Source organism: Ruegeria sp. HKCCD7559, from assembly GCF_013110575.1.
Taxonomy (GTDB): Bacteria; Pseudomonadota; Alphaproteobacteria; order Rhodobacterales; family Rhodobacteraceae; genus Ruegeria.
Genome location: NZ_WVQU01000009.1, coordinates 52735 through 68547 on the forward strand (window position 1 = coordinate 52735; position 15813 = coordinate 68547).

Below are 15813 nucleotides of genomic sequence, written 5' to 3' on the forward strand. Positions count from 1 at the left end.
GGGCCTATTTTGGTGCAGGTGCTGCATTCAATAGCATGTCGCGGACCTTGTCAGTTTCGCCCACTCGCAGACGAACCGGCAGAGTGATCACTTTGCTCCGAAAAGCCGGGGGCAGACGTACGGCGTCTTTCTCGGTCGTTATCATCTGAATACCCAGTTGGCGCGCCTCGTTTTCCAGACGGGCCATCAGTGCCTGAGTCAGAGGCTGGTGGTCGTCCAGGGCTTCGGCGCGGACCAGGTCTACGCCCAGCTGTCGCAGGGTTTTGAAGAACTTCTCGGGGTGGCCGATACCGGCAAATGCCAAAGCGCGTGTGCCGGTCCAGTCCATGCCGGTTTGCAGGGGCTCGATTGCTCCGGTGACATGGGGAACAGACAACTTGTCGCCCCACTGACCGGTGAAAGCCATTTGCGCGGCCTCATCGCCCAGAGACAACACAAGGTCGGCCCGTTTCAATCCGATGTCGACCGGTTCCCGCAGTGGCCCGGCAGGCAGGCACAAACCGTTTCCGAACCCGCGTTGAGCATCGACAACAATGATCGAGAAATCCTTGGCCACCGAGGGGTTTTGAAAACCGTCATCCAGCACGATTGCCGTGGCGCCCGCCGCTGCGGCGGCCCGTGCGCCCGCCGCCCTGTCCTTGGCAACCCAGACTTCGGCAAACATCGCCAGAAGCAGCGGCTCGTCTCCTACTTCGGCAGCCGTGTGCCGGGTCGGATCAACCTGCACCGGCCCGTCCAAAGAGCCTCCGTGCCCCCGCGTGACGACATGTGGTTCGTGCCAGGCGCCTCGAAGCTGTTCAAGGGTCCAGATCACCGTTGGTGTCTTACCGGTTCCACCAGCATTGAGGTTGCCGATACAGATCACGGGCACACCCGGCTTTTCGCCGGATTCCGAGGCGATCCTACGGGCGGTTGCCGCTGCATACAGGCGCCCCAACGGTGCCAGCATACGCGCCCTAAGATCCGGTTGGTCCGGGGTCGTGTTCCAGAAATCAGGTGCCCGCATGATCCGCACTCCGCTGATCCAGAATATCCTGCACCATTTCGATCAGGGCGTCAGCCTGCGGTGCGCCTTCGGTCAACAATTGCCATCCCGCCAACGCCATGTCGGCAGCTTGATCCGGCGCCAGAAGCTGCACAACGGCGTCGCCCAGTTCGGTTGCCGTTTTAACCTCTTTGGCGGCGTTCACCTGTTGCAGGCTGGAATAGAATTCCTGATGGCGATGCACATATGGTCCGAACATGATCGCAGACCCCAGCGCGATTGCTTCGGACGGATCCTGACCGCCCGCGCCGCGTTCCAGTGAACTGCCCATGAAGGTCACTGGTGCCATGCGATGCCACAGGCCCAGGTTTTCGGGGTCCGATGTCAGGACGACCTGCGTGGTATCTTCAATCATGTCCCCTTCATCCCAGTTGACGCAGCGCAGGTCCATCGATTCCAGCCGCCGTCTCAGCGGCGAGACTTCCGGCTCGTTTGCCACGTGCAACACCAGAACCAGCCGATGCAGCATCCGCAGTGCCTGACGGTGGGCTGTCAGAACCGAGATGAACTCCTTGTCCTGAACCCATGCCGCCAGCCAAACCGGGCGCCCGGCAAGTGTGTGAGTGGTCTCGATAAGTTCGTCTTCTGGCCAGGGCCGAGGGTTGGGGCTGATCCGCAAAGGCGGTGATTCCGCAACTTTTCCGGATTGGATTCCGAGGCGGCGGATCTGTCGAGCCGTCTCGGCGGATGGCGTGAGAATCTTGCGGAAACAGTCAAAGGTCACCCGTGTGATGTCCGGCAGCCAACGGGCGTTCCGGGACAGTGTGACGCTGAATTGGGCGTCGAACAGGACCAGCGGGATCGCCTGTTCGTCAGCGCGCGTGACAATGTTGGGCATCAGATCGCCACCGACCCACAACCCCATGTTCGGACGCCAGTATTCGATAAACTCGCGGGCGGCTCCACTCTGTTCCTGTGGCAGGTTGATCAAAGGGAACCTGCTGTCCGGCCAGTTGGACAGATCCTCATCCGGGGGGGCTGTCAGCAGGAAATTCAGCTTGGCCCTGACCTGCGACAGCCGACGGCAGAAGTCGGTCACAGCCCGCAGCCGATCCGGGGTGGCAACATGGATCCATAGCAACTCACCTTCGGGGCGCGGCAGGTTGGATTGCGGCGCAACCCCGTTGCGCAACCCCCATGACAACACCCTGTAGGCGGCCAAGCTGAGTGAGCGCGGTTTGCTCATGTTCCAATTCCCGGCCCGGCCGGATCCAGCAGTGCCGACAGTTGCTGATGAATCGAGGCGCTGGCGGCGATCACGCCGTTCAACCTGGGATGCATGTTGTTGAAGATCAGCCGTTGACCCGTACGGTCGGAACACACGCCGCCGGCCTCTCGGATGATCAGGTCGCCGGCGGCAATGTCCCATTCCCAACTGGGGCGCAGGGTCAGCATGCCGTCGAACCGCCCCTGCGCAACCAAAGCCATGCGATAGGCAAGTGACGGACGATACGCGCGTTCGAATTCTGGCGCCTGCGCATTGCGCCAATGCCGTGCGTCAAGGTTCGGCTTGGCGGCCAGAATTTCTGATTGCAAAAGCTCTGCGGTGTCCGAGGTCGTGATCGTCTTACCATTGAGAGACGCGCCCTGACCTTGGGCCGCCGTGTACAGCAAATCCCGCATCGGCAGGTAAATGACCGCCGCCGTCACCACGCCGTTATCGGCGACGGCTATGGAATGTGCCCAGGTGCGCGCGCCTTCTGCAAAGCTCCGGGTGCCGTCGATCGGGTCGATGATGAAAGTGCTGTTGCGGTCCAGCCGGTCGGTGGAATCCTCGGATTCTTCACTAAGCCAGCCATAGCCCGGTCGCGCCGAACACAACCGCTCCTCTAGCATCGTGTTCACGGCAAGGTCCGCCTCGGTCACTGGGCCGGCGCCATCGGGTTTGTCCCAGCGCTGTGCTTGCGTGCCGGAATAGCGCGTGGCGATCTTGCCGGCCTCCAGCGCCGCCTCGATCAGCAGGGGCAGATCAGTTGCCGGCAAGTGTCATTCCTTCGATCAGAAGCGACGGAACCACGCGCGACAGGTATGGGCGGGCATCGTTCGCCGGGATGATCCGGCGCAGCATGTCCCGCAGATTGCCCGCGATGGTGCATTCATTGACCGGATGCGTGATCTCGCCATTCTCGACCCAGAAGCCCGATGCACCCCTTGAATAGTCACCGGTATTGGGGTTGATCGTTGAACCGATCATGGACGTGACCAGCAACCCGGTTCCCATATCGCGCAGCAGGTCGGCGCGGCTTTGGTCACCTTGTGTCAGGCTCAGGTTCCAGTTGCTGGGCGATGGCGGGCCCGAGACCCCACGCGCGGCATTTCCCGTGGACGCCATATCCAGTTTTCGCCCGCTTGACAGGTCCAGCGTCCAGCCGGTCAGAACACCGTTTTCCACGATTGCCCGGCGTCGTGTCGGCAGACCCTCGGCATCAAAGGGACGCGAGCCCGAAATGCGCGGGCGGTGCGGGTCTTCGATCAGGGACAGATGCGCAGGCAGAACGTCCTGCCCCAAACAATCCTTGATCCAAGATGCGCCCCGTGCGATCGCCGCGCCATTGCTGGCGGCCAGAAGGTGGCCGATGAGCGAAGACGAGATCCGTTCGTCGAAGAGCACCGGAAAACTTCCCGTCTCAGGTTTGCGCGCACCAACCTGTTGCACGGCGCGTTCGCCTGCAGTGCGCCCGATTTCTTTCGCGCTGCGCAGGTCGGATTGGAACGTCCGGCTGTCGCCGTCATAGTCCCGTTCCATCCCCGTGCCTTCGCCCGAGATCGCAACACAGGAAACCGACCGGCTGCTGCGCGCGTACCCGCCGGTGAACCCGTTTGTCGCGGCCAGATGCACATGGTGGGTTCCATAGCTTGCGGCCGCATCCGACACCTGGGTGACGCCGGCGACGGCCAGCGCTGCGGCCTCGGCCGTCAGGGCATCCTGCATCAGGGCTTCGGCAGACGGGGCCGGGGCGGGGTCTGACAATTCCAGTGACTCTATGTTCCAGTCTGTGACCAGCTGGTCCTTGTCAGCCAGCCCGGAAAACGGATCTTCGGGGGCCTCCCTGGCCATTGCGACAGCTCGTTCCGCCATGGCGCGCAGGGTTTCAGGGCGGCTGTCGGAACTGGACACAATGGCGGATCGTTTGCCCAGAAACACCCGAAATCCCAAATCAGTCCCTTCCGAGCGCTCGGCATGTTCCAGCGCGCCGCCCCGCACTTCGACGGAAACAGAGGATCCGTCGATAACGATGGCATCCGCCGCGTCCGCGCCTGCCTTGCGGGCCACGTCAAGCAAATGATGGCTGATTTCTTCTGGTGAGCAGGTCATGAGGCCTCCGGGTTGATTGCCAAGGACCTAGCCTTGGACCGCCCGTCTCGCAAGACCTGTGACCAGATTGTGCGTTGAGTATCGCGGTGAACCCGTGCCGTTTCAGAGGTTTGGGCAAGGGTTGGCAGGGCAGAGAAAGGGCCGCATGTTGCGCGGCCCTTTCCGTTGATTGTCACTTGATACGCTGACCATTCGCCAGGATCTGGCCGTCTTCGGTGAACTCGATCTTCGAGTTCAGTGTGTCCGGCTCTTCGCCCGGAACTGCCATCAGACCCATCATCATGCGGGCACCCAGCGCGTCTTCTTCCGAGATGATTCCCATGCCGATCAGAGTGTCGATCAACTGGTTGGCGCCAACCAGCCGAAGGTTCGCCACGCCGCTTGGGCTGGGCAGGCCATCAAACTCTTCGGTATTGGTGTTGTCGAAAGCAAAATCACCGGTACCGGTCAGTTTGGCGCCAACCAGCGAAACCAGCAGTTCGTTGATCTTCAGCGAGTGCAGTTCCCCCGGCGCTTCGTCGGATTCGACGTCGATTTCAGGATCGAAGATATTCATCAGCACTTTCGCGGTTCCCGTCGCATCCAGCGCAATCGTCGCCGGATCACGCGGCAGCGCGCCCGCAGGATCGAAAATGCCCCACAATACGTCCGACATGGTGAAATCGGTCAGGTTCAGCCCAAAGCCGAAGGGTTGAACCTCGTCCGATTGCTGGATGGGGAATTCGAAGTTCAGGCCCGCCTTGGCCATCGAAAGTTCGATCGGGAACGGCAGGCCCGCCGTGGTAACGGCCATCTTCGTGCTGTTCTGGTCAATGTCATAGACGATACGCTCTGCATCGATGCTGGCTGCAAAACGCCCGCCTTCGGACGTGCTGTTCATCGAGAACGCCTGACCTTCGCTGGTCCCGCTCAGATCCGTGCTGCCTGCGGCATAGGTGAAGGTGCCGTCAAACGAAAAACCAGCCTTGTAAAAGGCTTCTGGGTCCGAAAAGTCAAAATCCGGCGGGACGACGTTGTTGCCCTCAAATGCCAGTTGATCGAGTTGACCGTTGATCAACCCGTTTTCGCCGCTTTCAGGATCCTTAAAGTTCAGATCATAAGTTAACGTGGCTGCGTTGAACGTCTGGCTGATGTTCCGATTGTCGCCGATCTGCATCCGCGAGCTGCCGGACAGATCGCTTGCCTGGACATCGATGCCAAACACATCATTGGGCAGCGCCTCACCATCGACCTCAATCGAATCCAGTTTCACGCCCAGATTGTCAGCCTTGTAGTCATAGGTCATGTCGTCCGGTGCGCCCGACACGACCATGTTCAGTTGGCTGTGGGAATAGGTGACAGTGGCTGCGAAGTTTTCGTCTTCGGCCTGACCGGTGATTTCCATGGGAAAGCTTTCCGGCAGGTCAATGGTAACGGTCCCGTCACCATTTTCGGTCAATGTCATTTCCGGCATGACCATCTGAAACTGTCCGTCCTCTTCGGGAAGGGCCACTGAAAGTGTCATGTTGGAAATCGTGGTGACGTCGCCCGAAGTGCTTTCGTCTCCTGTGACGGTGTAACCCATCGAGGTGAAATAGCTCTGCCAATCGGACCAGACGTCATCGGCCGACAGATCGGCAAACGCCCCTTGGGTGGCAACGGCATAAGCCAAGGCAGCGCCGCAGCTGCGGCGAAGGAAAACGGACATAAGGTAACCCTTCTTGATCAATTTGTGGCGCATGGTCGGTTTTGTGGCGGGTATCGTCAAGGGGGCAAGGGCTGGACCCTTTCCCCGTTTACGCGTTACGGCTGTAGCCGACAGAGATTGCAATGCGTGAGGAAGGGCAAATGCAGGGAAAAACTGTTCTCATAACCGGGGCCAGCCGAGGAATTGGGGCCGAGGCAGGGCGCGTTTTTGCCGCAGCCGGCGCCAATGTCGCATTGGTGGCTCGCAGTCAGGATCAGATTGACGCTCTGGCGGCCGCATTGGGCGATAAGGCCATCGCATTGGCCTGTGACGTCAGCGATTTCGCGCAGGTGGAACAAGCCGTGGCCACATGCGTGGACCGGTTCGGTGGGTTGGATGTTCTGATCGGCAACGCGGGTGTGATCGATCCGATCTTTCATCTCTCGAATGCTGACACCGAGGCGTGGAGCAAGGCCATCGACATCAACCTGAAAGGTATTTTCTACGGGATGCGCGCGGCGTTGCCGGTGATGCGGGCTGCGGGAGGAGGGAGCATTCTGACGATCTCGTCCGGTGCAGCGTCGAACCCGGTCGAAGCCTGGAGCCATTATTGCGCCTCGAAGGCCGGGGCCAAGATGCTCACGGAATGTCTGCATCTGGAAGAAGCCCATAATGGTATTCGCGCCATGGGCCTGTCACCGGGGACGGTGGCCACCGATATGCAGCGGTCGATCAAGGCCAGCGGCATAAATCCCGTCAGTCAGCTGGACTGGGATGTGCATATCCCAGCAGATTGGCCCGCGCGGGCGCTGTTGTGGATGTGCACGGATAATGCTGATGAGTTCCTTGGCACTGAAATTTCGCTCCGGCTTGATGACATACGCAAACGGGCCGGGCTGATATGATCGATTTGACCAAAGAAGGCGGCCTGTGGACCGTCACGATCAACAATCCCGGCAAGGCGAACGCCCTGACGGGGGTCATGCTGGCGGAACTGGCCGAGATCGCCGAATCCGCGACAGAGGCCAAGGCGTTGATCCTGACGGGCGCGGGTAAAGTGTTCAGCGCCGGGGCAGATCTGGACGAAGCGCGCGCCGGTCTGGCCAAATCGGATGTCTGGGAAAGGCTGTCCGGCGCCATTGCCGCGTTGCCCTGTCTGACCGTTGCCGCACTGAACGGCACTTTGGCAGGCGGGGCCAACGGTATGGCACTGGCCTGCGATCTGCGCATTGCCGTGCCGTCGGCCAAGTTCTTCTATCCGGTGATGAAGCTGGGGTTTCTGCCACAACCGTCCGACCCCGCGCGGCTGGCGGCTCTGGTCGGACCGGCAAGGGCCAAGTTGATCTTTATGGCGGGTCAGAAAATCACCGCGCAAGAGGCGTATGAATTTGGCCTAGTGGACCGGATTGTCGATCCCGATCACCTGATGCAAACCGCACGCGATCTGGTTGCCGACAGCGTGAACGCCGACCCCGAGATCGCGGCGGGAATCGCAAGGTTGTGCTCATGAGGCTGTCTGCACTGCGCCTGCGGGTCGCTGACCCGGATCGGCTGGCCGCGTTTTATCGCGACATTCTGGGCATGTCCGTTGGCCGAACAGAAACCGGCCACCGTGTCGGCTATGACGGTGCAGACGCAGATATTTTGTTGCTGCCGGGTGGAGGAGGGTACACCCATGACAAGGGGCAGCGCTACTGGAAGATAGGAATCACCGTGCCGGATGTCGATCTTGCTGCGGCTCATCTGCGCAGGTTTGACGTTCCAGTGAGCACGCCGAATCAGTTTCTGGACATCGGCTACATGTGCCATCTTGCGGATCCCGAAGGGTTCGTCATCGAGCTGCTGCAACATGATTTCGAAGGCAACCGACCGCCGCATGCAGCGGACCCTGACGCGCCTTTTGCGCAGGCTCGGATCGGTCAGATTACCCTTCGAACCGGCGATATTGCCGCCGAAGACGCGTTCTGGCGCGCCCAGGGCATGTCGTTGTTGTCGATGCAGGAGGTCGCCCCTTACGGCTTTGACCTGCATTTTTATGCTTTTACGGACGAAACCCCGCCCAATCCTGACCTTTGGGCTGTTGAAAACCGCGAATGGCTGTGGAAACGCGCCTATACGACGTTGGAATTCCAACATGTTGCGGGCGCACAATTCGTGCATGTACCGGACTTTCAGGGTATCGTGATCGAAGGCCTGTCCGAACCTCTTACAGATATTGTCGGGGACCAGATCCTGCCAGGTTGATCAGCGCCCGCGCCGCTTGCCCGGAACTTTCGAACGAAATCCGGGTGGGCGTTTGCGAACCCAAGTCAGAAATTTCTCGAGCCTTGGATGCGCACGCAGGGCCTCGACCGTGTTGAAACTGCGTGCCAGTTCGGCTTCGGTCAGGGTGGCGTGCACCTCTTTGTGGCAGATCTGATGCAGCAGAACGGTAGGTCCGCCCTTGCCTCCTTTGAGTTTTGGGATCAGATGATGCAGGCTGCCACCCCCCTCGGGGATCGGGCGGTCGCAAAGCGGGCAGATTGGATCGCTGTTCGTCATGATGATGTGAAACTTGCGCCTGTGACGGGCGAAGGCAAGAGGGTGCGAATGGCGCAGGCAGTGGTGATTGGAGCAGGCCCCGCCGGGTTGATGGCGGCCGAACAGCTCGCCGCAGCCGGGCATTCCGTGTTGGTGGCCGAGGCCAAACCTTCGGTCGCGCGCAAGTTCCTGATGGCCGGGAAATCGGGGCTGAACCTGACCAAGGACGAGCCGCGTGATGACCTGATCCGCGCCTATGGTGAAGCGGCAGATTGGTTGCGTCCGATCATGTCTGACTTTGATGCCGAAGCTGTTCAGCACTGGGCGCGCGGGTTGGGGCAGACGCTGTTTGTCGGCTCGACGGGGCGCGTGTTTCCCCAAGCAATGAAGGCCTCGCCCTTATTGCGGGCCTGGTTGGCACGATTGGGCAAGGCCGGGGTCGAAATCAGGACCCGCTGGCGTTGGACAGGCTGGGACGGTGATGCGCCGGTGTTTGACACTCCGGACGGGCGGCGCAGTGTTTCGACGGATGTCACCGTGCTGGCACTGGGCGGTGCAAGCTGGGCCCGCCTAGGCTCGGACGGTCACTGGGCGCAGATATTGGCCGGAAAAGACGTGGCTTTGGCACCCTTTGAACCCGCAAACTCAGCCATTTCCGTTGATTGGAGCCCACATATGCAGCCCCATTTCGGGGCCGCATTGAAATCGATCCGATGGATGGCAGGCGATTTGGAGAGCCGAGGAGAGGCTGCGATTTCCAGAACCGGTCTGGAAGGCGGAGGGCTGTATAAGCTGACACCGGCCTTGCGCGCGGGGACACCATTGTTTGCTGATCTGACGCCTGATCTGGACCAACAGGCTCTGCTGGCGCGGTTGTCCGCGAAACGGTCGAAAACAACGCTGTCCCAGTGGATGAGGAAATCGCTGAACCTGTCTGCTCAGAAAATCGCCCTGTTTCATGAAATGGCAAAACGCGGTGGCCACCCTCAATCCGTGCAAGTGAGCATGTTGAAAAAGCTGCCTGTCCGGCATGTCGGCCTTCGCCCGATGGGCGAAGCCATTTCGACCGCAGGTGGTGTCAAACAGGCAGCGCTGGATGACGGGCTGATGCTGACGGCCCTGCCGGGTGTGTTCTGCGCTGGGGAAATGCTGGACTGGGAGGCCCCGACCGGGGGCTATCTGCTCACGGCTTGCCTGGCGACCGGGCGCTGGGCCGGTCGGTCTGCCGCCGACTGGCTGGAAAAGGCTGAGTGACCTAGCGGGATCGCGCCAACATCGCCAATCGGATCATCGCGCGTTCCACCAGCGCCATGGCAGGGGCTGTCTGCCCGGCCGACCGCAACGCCAAATCTGTATCGGTCAGAACCGTCAGTGCGGTTTGCAGCTTGGTCGCGCCCCAACCTTGTGCCTGCCGCAGGATACGGTCACGCCGTTTGCCGTAAACCGGTGGACGCAGCTTACCGATGCCCTGCGCAGCACCGCCGGGATCGGACGCGCAGGCATAGAGTGTCCGAAAATGCCGCATCGCTCCGATGCACAGAGTCACGCCGTTGGTGCCCTGCGCCTGCAACCTCCGGATCAGCGGCCCGATCTCACCGGCGCGGCCTTCGGCAACGACGTTGAGAACATCATCCAGCGCCGCCTCGGTCGAGCGCGGGGCGCAGGCCTCAATATCTTCGATCGTCAAATCAGCGCTGTCACCGCGCTTGTAAAGAGACAGTTTTTCAATCGTTTGGGCGAAATCACCGGGGCTGAGGCTGACGGCCAATTCGCTGATTGCAGACATGACATCTCGGGGCACGTTTTTCATACCCGACTCGGCAAGAACCCGTTCCACTTCGGCGCGTGAGGGCGGGTCGTCATAAATGCCGACGGCGTAGGCGGCAGGGTGGCCTTCGAACGCCTTGCGGATTTTCGAGCTGGGTTTCAATTGCCCTGAGGTCACGATGATCTGGGCGTCTCCGGGGGCCCAATCTTCGAGTGCGGCCAGAATTGCCGGCGCCGCGGTTTCGGTTGCGTCTTCCACGAAAACGGCACGTGGGCCGGAAAAGAAGCCGACCGCCTTGACCGCGTCCAGCAGCAGGGCGGGATCACCACGCAGATCGCCACCGGGCATGCGGGTCAGGCGCATTTCTTCTTCGGCTTGGGCGCCAAGCAGAGCGGCCAGCACCTGTTGCCGCTTGAGCGCAACCCGCATCGCATCCGCGCCATAGATAAGCAGCCCTGTCTTGTCCGCGTCCGGCTTGACAAAATACCCCTCAGCCTCGCGCGGGCCCAACTTCATGCAGCCAGACCCGGTGTGGCGTAAAGACGGTTCATGATCTGACCCGACAGAATCATCATCAGCCGTCTCTTGGCATCGCGCTCATCCGCCAAGGTGGAAACGGTCGATCCTGCGGCAGAATATGACACAAAATCCGCCACCGAGCCCGAGGCGATGATCTGACCGGTTGCGTTGGACCGCAGCGTGTATTGCGCGCTTCCGTCGATGGTGTAGCGTTGCGTTTCGTTTGTGGTGGTGATTGCAGCGCCACGCGTCACGGTCGAAACCTGAACGTCCAGCTTGTAGTCGTTGACCGACCCGGCGCTTCGCCCCAGTTGCTGTTCCAGATTTTGGACCAGCAAATAGCTTTCCACGGTGTTGGGCGCCGACACCTCGACGCGGCCATACAAGGCCGAACCTGATCCGCCAGGTGCATAGACGGGCTCAAAGCCGCAGGCGGCCAGCGCCAGCGGCATCAGCAAAAACGTTCTGCGATCAAACGACAACATTCACAATCCGGCCCGGAACGACGATCACTTTCTTCGGCGCATTCCCTTCCAGCGCCTTTTGAACAGCTTCAGTGCTGAGCGCAATTTTTTCAACCTCGGCTTTATCCAGATCCTTGGCCACGCTGATTTCCGCGCGACGCTTGCCGTTGATCTGGATCGGCAAGGTGACGGTGTCATCAACCAGCATCGCCTCGTCGGCGACGGGCCATGGCGCGACGGCCACAAGGCCTTCGCCGCCCTGATGGGCCCAAATATCTTCCGCCAGATGCGGTGTCATCGGCGACATCAGCTGTGCCAACGTTTTGATGGCCTGCTTTTGGGCCGCAGCACCTGCCTTGGATTTCGCCAGGGTGTTGGTGAAGGCATAAAGCTTGGCGATGGCCGCGTTGAAGCCAAAGCTTTCAACACCCAATGTCACGTCGCGGATGGTTTTGTGCATCTCGCGCAGCAGTTCCTCATCGCCTTCACCCGTGGCGTTCGGGTCCATGGCGCCGATCTTGTCGCAGAGATTCCAGACACGGTTGAGATGCTTGTACGCGGCCTCGGCCCCCGCAGCCGTCCATTCCACGTCCCGTTCGGGTGGCGAATCGGACAGCACGAACCAGCGCGCGGTATCGGCGCCGAAGGCCGAGATGATGCTGACCGGGTCGACAACGTTCTTCTTGGACTTTGACATTTTGGCCGATGGGATGATCTCGACCTCTGTGCCGTCAGCCAGTTTTCCGTCCGTGACCTCTTCGGGCAGGTGATAGACCGGACGACCGTTGGCATCGCGGGTCTGGTAGATCTCGTGCGTCACCATGCCTTGGGTAAACAGCGCGTCGAAGGGTTCGATGGCTTTGTCCGGCAAATGCCCGGTGATGTTCATCGCGCGGGCGAAGAACCGCGAATACAGCAGATGCAGAATCGCGTGTTCGATCCCGCCGATATACTGGTCAACATTCATCCAGTATTCCGCCTCGGCCAGATCGGTGGGCGTTTCCGCGCGCGGAGCGGTGAAGCGCGCGAAATACCACGACGAATCCACGAATGTGTCCATCGTGTCGGTCTCGCGCTTGGCAGGGGCGCCACAATTCGGGCAGGCGCAGTCGCGCCAGGTCGGGTGACGGTCCAGCGGGTTGCCCGGTTTGTCGAAGGTGACATCATCGGGCAGGCGAACCGGAAGGTTCTCTTTCTTTTCAGGGACCACACCACAGCTTTCGCAGTGAACGACAGGAATCGGACAACCCCAATAGCGCTGACGGCTCAAGCCCCAGTCTCGCAGGCGATATTTCGTGACCCCTTCGCCCCAACCGGCTTTTTCGGCGAAATCGATGGTGGTGTTGATCGCCTCTTCTCCGGTTGCTTCGGTCAGGCCCGCGAAATGGTTCACCCAGCGGACTTTCTGCTCTTTTGGTGGGACAAAGGCGATCTTGTCGACCGGCGTGTCGTCGTCCAGCGCAAAGAAGGTGTCGATCACCGGCAGATCGTATTTGCGGCAGAAATCAAGGTCGCGCTGGTCATGGGCCGGGCAGGCGAAGATCGCGCCGGTGCCGTAATCCATCAGGATGAAATTGGCGATCCAGACCGGCAGCTCCCAGTTCGGGTCCAACGGGTGCTTGACGCGAATGCCGGTGTCGAAACCCAGCTTTTCGCCGGTTTCGATGGCCTCTTCCGTGGTGCCGCCCTTGCGGCATTCGGCAACGAATTCAGCGACTTCCGGGTTTTCGGCCTCAAGCTGTTTGGCGATCGGGTGATCGGGCGATATCCCAACGAAGGATGCGCCCAGCAGCGTGTCGGGGCGCGTCGTGTAGACAGTGATCGGTTCCCCACCATCCGTGCGCTCGAACCCGAATTGCAGGCCGCGCGACTTGCCGATCCAGTTTTCCTGCATCAGTCGAACCTTGGCGGGCCAGTTTTCCAGCGTGTCCAGAGCGTTCAGCAGTTCTTCGGAATAATCCGAGATCTTGAAGAACCACTGCGTCAGCTCGCGCCGTTCCACCAGCGCACCCGAGCGCCAGCCGCGCCCGTTTTCCACCTGTTCATTGGCCAGAACGGTCATGTCGACCGGATCCCAGTTCACCACGGCATTCTTGCGATAGACCAGCCCGGCCTCGAGCATGTCGAGGAACAGCGCCTGCTGCTGGCCATAGTATTCCGGATCACATGTGGCGAATTCACGGGACCAGTCGATCGACAGGCCCAGTGGCTTCATCTGGGCGCGCATGTCGGCGATATTGCCGTAAGTCCACTCTTTGGGGTGGCCGCCGATCGCCATGGCAGCGTTTTCCGCCGGCATCCCGAACGCGTCCCAGCCCATGGGGTGCAGAACATTGTGCCCGGTGGCCAGCTTGTGCCGCGCGATGACGTCGCCCATCGTATAGTTGCGCACATGCCCCATATGGATTCGGCCGGACGGGTAGGGGAACATCTCAAGCACATAGTATTTCGGCTTGTCCGCCTTGTGGTTGGCGATGAAGATTCCTGCCTTGTCCCAGGCCTCTTGCCATTTTGCTTCGATTTCGGTGGCCGAATAGCGCGACATTGTGCGGTCCTTCGTGAATGAAAACGCCGGGTAGGAACCCGGCGTGGTATTAGTGTGATTTTCGGCGGAGTGCTAGAACTTGTTGTCGGCGATGCGCAGCTGACGGGCGCGGGACAGAATCGCATCTTCCACGGCGCGGGTTGTTGCCGCGCTTACCGGGGCGCCCCCGCTGGATTGCAGGGCGACGGACAAAGACCGGGCCGCAAGCGCCGGATCGCTGATGTGTACGGTCGCCCTGTATGACCGGCCTCCGCCCGGAGGGGTGCCGTAACCTGTTACGATCACTCCGGTAAACGGATCGACCTCCTGCACAGGCAGGAAATTCAGTATGTCCAGAGAAGCTGCCCACAGGTACCGGTTTACATTGGTGGTCTGCTCGGCCTTGCTGCGATCGAAAATGTCCCACAACGTTGAACGTTCGGGATCGTTCAGTTCGCGTTCATCGGAATTACCGCTGGCGGGATTGGGGGAATATGTCGAAGTGGTTCGATTCTGCCCGCATGCCGCAATCGTGGTGGTCAGCATGATTAATCCCAAAATCGTAGGCAGGCGCATTGTCAGCAGGTCCTGTTTCACTTGTTTTGCAGTATTCAGGGCATACTCCTAGCCAAGGACCCTCGCTGCAACAAGCCTATTCTTCTGAAATGTAAGTGTATCACCCGCATCCGGGCGAAAAGGAACTGTGGCATCCTTGCACCAATCTGACCCCAATGACGGGACCGGGTTTATGCCAAGCTTGCGCAATGGGGGCAAAAAGAGCGAAACGGTGTCCGTGCTGAGACATATGCCGAGGCATGTGTCGAGTAGATAACTCTTTTGAAAGAAACCGAGGGAAACAAGATGAAAAAAGTTCTCTTCGCATCGACGGCGCTGATCGCGACCGCAGGCGTTGCGGCAGCTGAGATTAACTTCAGCGGTTACGGCCGTTTTGGTATTGGTTACACTGAAGACCGTACCGCAACCACAACCGTTACTGGACCTGGCGCAGACGGCCTGATGGGCACAGCAGATGACGTATCCGCAAGCTCGACCGCACAGTCTGACGACGCTATCCTGGTCTCGCGCTTCCGTCTGAACATCGACGGCATCGCAGAAACCGACGGCGGCGTTCGTTTTGAAGGCCGTGTTCGTCTGCAAGCTGACGAAGACAGCAGCACCGGTGAAGCAAACTCGGCCGGCCTGAACGGCGCACGCTTCTCGGTCATCTACGGCGGTCTGCGTGTTGACGCGGGCAACGTCGCAGGTTCGTTTGACAACCTGGCAAACTACTACGGCAACGAAGTAGGTCTGGAACTGTTCGCAGGTCAGTACTCGGGCGTTGACTACAGCTTCCTGGCGTACTCGTCGACCGGTTCGGGCGCGAACGCTGTGTTCTTCCAGTATTCGGTTGGCGACTTCTCGTTTGGTGCGTCTTATGACCAAGCGCAGGTTACAACTGTTGCAGCTGGTGGTGCCGCTTCGACCACCACTGACGCAGACCGCTGGGACATCAGCGCGACCTACACCTTCAACAACATCACTGCCGCTCTGGCCTATGGTCAGACCGACGGTGGCGCAGGCAGCGATCCGAGCCTGACCGTTCTGACCCTGGGTGGCGAATGGGGTGACTTCTCGGGTACTCTGTTTGTCGCGGACGACGCAACCAAAGTTGCTTCGACCGACGGTACTGCATGGGGTCTGTCGGCTGCCTACAACCTGGGCGCTGCAACCACCCTGCTGTTCACCTATGGTGACGGTAACGCATCTGCTGACCTTCAGCAGGTTGCAATCGGTGCAATCTACGACCTGGGTGGCGGTGCATCGCTGCGCGGTGGTCTGGGTGTAAACGACTGTGACTCTTGCGCAGACTCGACCATCAAGGCTGACTTCGGTGCTCAGTTCAACTTCTAAGCTGATCTGAACCGTAAGGTTTAAGGGCGGGTCTTCGGACTCGCCCTTTTCTTTTGCGCCGACTTGGTGTTTTTCTGCGC

Annotated in this window: 15 protein-coding genes; 5 read left to right on the top strand and 10 right to left on the bottom strand. The window is 60.2% G+C overall.

Annotated elements, in window-relative coordinates; translation table 11 throughout:
- Positions 1–4: 4 nt before the first annotated feature.
- From lpxK to GS605_RS18350, 5 genes are all read right to left on the bottom strand, one after another.
- Positions 5–1006, bottom strand: coding sequence for a tetraacyldisaccharide 4'-kinase (gene lpxK / locus GS605_RS18330; RefSeq protein ID WP_171724902.1), 1002 nt, complete (start codon positions 1004–1006; stop codon positions 5–7).
- Positions 993–2231 carry a 3-deoxy-D-manno-octulosonic acid transferase gene (locus GS605_RS18335; RefSeq protein ID WP_171724903.1) on the bottom strand — a complete coding sequence of 413 codons (1239 nt, stop codon included), beginning with the start codon at positions 2229–2231 and terminating at the stop codon, positions 993–995. The genes lpxK and GS605_RS18335 overlap by 14 nt, the downstream gene beginning before the upstream one ends.
- Positions 2228–3028, bottom strand: a complete 801-nt coding sequence (locus GS605_RS18340) for a 3'(2'),5'-bisphosphate nucleotidase CysQ (protein ID WP_171724904.1) — start codon at positions 3026–3028, stop codon at positions 2228–2230. The genes GS605_RS18335 and GS605_RS18340 overlap by 4 nt, the downstream gene beginning before the upstream one ends.
- Positions 3015–4361 (bottom strand): TldD/PmbA family protein, encoded by a 1347-nt coding sequence (locus GS605_RS18345; RefSeq protein WP_171724905.1) that lies wholly within the window; start codon positions 4359–4361, stop codon positions 3015–3017. Before GS605_RS18345 ends, GS605_RS18340 begins: the two co-directional genes overlap by 14 nt.
- Positions 4362–4533: 172 nt before the next feature.
- Entirely contained in the window at positions 4534–6048 is a 1515-nt protein-coding gene (locus GS605_RS18350; protein WP_171724906.1) for a DUF2125 domain-containing protein, read from the bottom strand.
- 140 nt (positions 6049–6188) lie between these two features.
- On the opposite strand from GS605_RS18350, the gene GS605_RS18355 reads away from it, so the two are divergent.
- From GS605_RS18355 to GS605_RS18365, 3 genes are read left to right on the top strand one after another with little or no spacing between them, the layout of a single operon-like run.
- Positions 6189–6932: an SDR family oxidoreductase gene (locus tag GS605_RS18355; protein ID WP_171724907.1), complete on the top strand. Its 744-nt coding sequence runs from the start codon at positions 6189–6191 to the stop codon at positions 6930–6932.
- Positions 6929–7537 (top strand): enoyl-CoA hydratase/isomerase family protein, encoded by a 609-nt coding sequence (locus GS605_RS18360; RefSeq protein ID WP_171724908.1) that lies wholly within the window; start codon positions 6929–6931, stop codon positions 7535–7537. Before GS605_RS18355 ends, GS605_RS18360 begins: the two co-directional genes overlap by 4 nt.
- Positions 7534–8271, top strand: coding sequence for a VOC family protein (locus GS605_RS18365; RefSeq protein ID WP_171637776.1), 738 nt, complete (start codon positions 7534–7536; stop codon positions 8269–8271). Before GS605_RS18360 ends, GS605_RS18365 begins: the two co-directional genes overlap by 4 nt.
- Here GS605_RS18365 and GS605_RS18370 read toward each other — a convergent pair whose 3' ends face one another.
- Positions 8272–8568 (bottom strand): HNH endonuclease, encoded by a 297-nt coding sequence (locus GS605_RS18370; RefSeq protein WP_171724909.1) that lies wholly within the window; start codon positions 8566–8568, stop codon positions 8272–8274.
- 48 nt (positions 8569–8616) lie between these two features.
- Here GS605_RS18370 and GS605_RS18375 point away from each other — a divergent pair, with 48 nt between their 5' ends.
- On the top strand, positions 8617–9801 hold the full coding sequence (locus GS605_RS18375; protein WP_171724910.1) for a TIGR03862 family flavoprotein: 1185 nt from the start codon (positions 8617–8619) through the stop codon (positions 9799–9801).
- Position 9802: 1 nt separating this feature from the next.
- Here GS605_RS18375 and holA read toward each other — a convergent pair whose 3' ends face one another.
- The 4 genes from holA to GS605_RS18395 form a co-directional block, all read right to left on the bottom strand.
- Positions 9803–10831, bottom strand: a complete 1029-nt coding sequence (gene holA, locus GS605_RS18380; protein ID WP_171724911.1) for a DNA polymerase III subunit delta — start codon at positions 10829–10831, stop codon at positions 9803–9805.
- The gene (gene lptE / locus GS605_RS18385; protein ID WP_171724912.1) at positions 10828–11319 is read right to left on the bottom strand and encodes an LPS assembly lipoprotein LptE; all 492 of its coding nucleotides are present in this window, start codon (positions 11317–11319) and stop codon (positions 10828–10830) included. The genes holA and lptE overlap by 4 nt, the downstream gene beginning before the upstream one ends.
- Entirely contained in the window at positions 11306–13843 is a 2538-nt protein-coding gene (gene leuS / locus GS605_RS18390; protein ID WP_171724913.1) for a leucine--tRNA ligase, read from the bottom strand. Before leuS ends, lptE begins: the two co-directional genes overlap by 14 nt.
- Positions 13844–13915: 72 nt before the next feature.
- Positions 13916–14398: a DUF3576 domain-containing protein gene (locus tag GS605_RS18395; protein ID WP_170345590.1), complete on the bottom strand. Its 483-nt coding sequence runs from the start codon at positions 14396–14398 to the stop codon at positions 13916–13918.
- A 285-nt stretch (positions 14399–14683) separates the two neighbouring features.
- On the opposite strand from GS605_RS18395, the gene GS605_RS18400 reads away from it, so the two are divergent.
- Positions 14684–15733 carry a porin gene (locus tag GS605_RS18400; protein WP_171724914.1) on the top strand — a complete coding sequence of 350 codons (1050 nt, stop codon included), beginning with the start codon at positions 14684–14686 and terminating at the stop codon, positions 15731–15733.
- Positions 15734–15813 lie beyond the last annotated feature (80 nt).

Bases quoted from the DNA above. Each gene is read 5' to 3' on its own strand.
- lpxK (WP_171724902.1), bottom strand. From the start codon at position 1,006: ATGCGGGCACCTGATTTCTGGAACACGACCCCGGACCAACCGGATCTT.
- GS605_RS18335 (WP_171724903.1), bottom strand. From the start codon at position 2,231: ATGAGCAAACCGCGCTCACTCAGCTTGGCCGCCTACAGGGTGTTGTCA.
- GS605_RS18345 (WP_171724905.1), bottom strand. From the start codon at position 4,361: ATGACCTGCTCACCAGAAGAAATCAGCCATCATTTGCTTGACGTGGCC.
- GS605_RS18350 (WP_171724906.1), bottom strand. From the start codon at position 6,048: ATGTCCGTTTTCCTTCGCCGCAGCTGCGGCGCTGCCTTGGCTTATGCC.
- GS605_RS18355 (WP_171724907.1), top strand. From the start codon at position 6,189: ATGCAGGGAAAAACTGTTCTCATAACCGGGGCCAGCCGAGGAATTGGG.
- GS605_RS18360 (WP_171724908.1), top strand. From the start codon at position 6,929: ATGATCGATTTGACCAAAGAAGGCGGCCTGTGGACCGTCACGATCAAC.
- GS605_RS18365 (WP_171637776.1), top strand. From the start codon at position 7,534: ATGAGGCTGTCTGCACTGCGCCTGCGGGTCGCTGACCCGGATCGGCTG.
- GS605_RS18370 (WP_171724909.1), bottom strand. From the start codon at position 8,568: ATGACGAACAGCGATCCAATCTGCCCGCTTTGCGACCGCCCGATCCCC.
- GS605_RS18375 (WP_171724910.1), top strand. From the start codon at position 8,617: ATGGCGCAGGCAGTGGTGATTGGAGCAGGCCCCGCCGGGTTGATGGCG.
- holA (WP_171724911.1), bottom strand. From the start codon at position 10,831: ATGAAGTTGGGCCCGCGCGAGGCTGAGGGGTATTTTGTCAAGCCGGAC.
- lptE (WP_171724912.1), bottom strand. From the start codon at position 11,319: ATGTTGTCGTTTGATCGCAGAACGTTTTTGCTGATGCCGCTGGCGCTG.
- leuS (WP_171724913.1), bottom strand. From the start codon at position 13,843: ATGTCGCGCTATTCGGCCACCGAAATCGAAGCAAAATGGCAAGAGGCC.
- GS605_RS18395 (WP_170345590.1), bottom strand. From the start codon at position 14,398: ATGCGCCTGCCTACGATTTTGGGATTAATCATGCTGACCACCACGATT.
- GS605_RS18400 (WP_171724914.1), top strand. From the start codon at position 14,684: ATGAAAAAAGTTCTCTTCGCATCGACGGCGCTGATCGCGACCGCAGGC.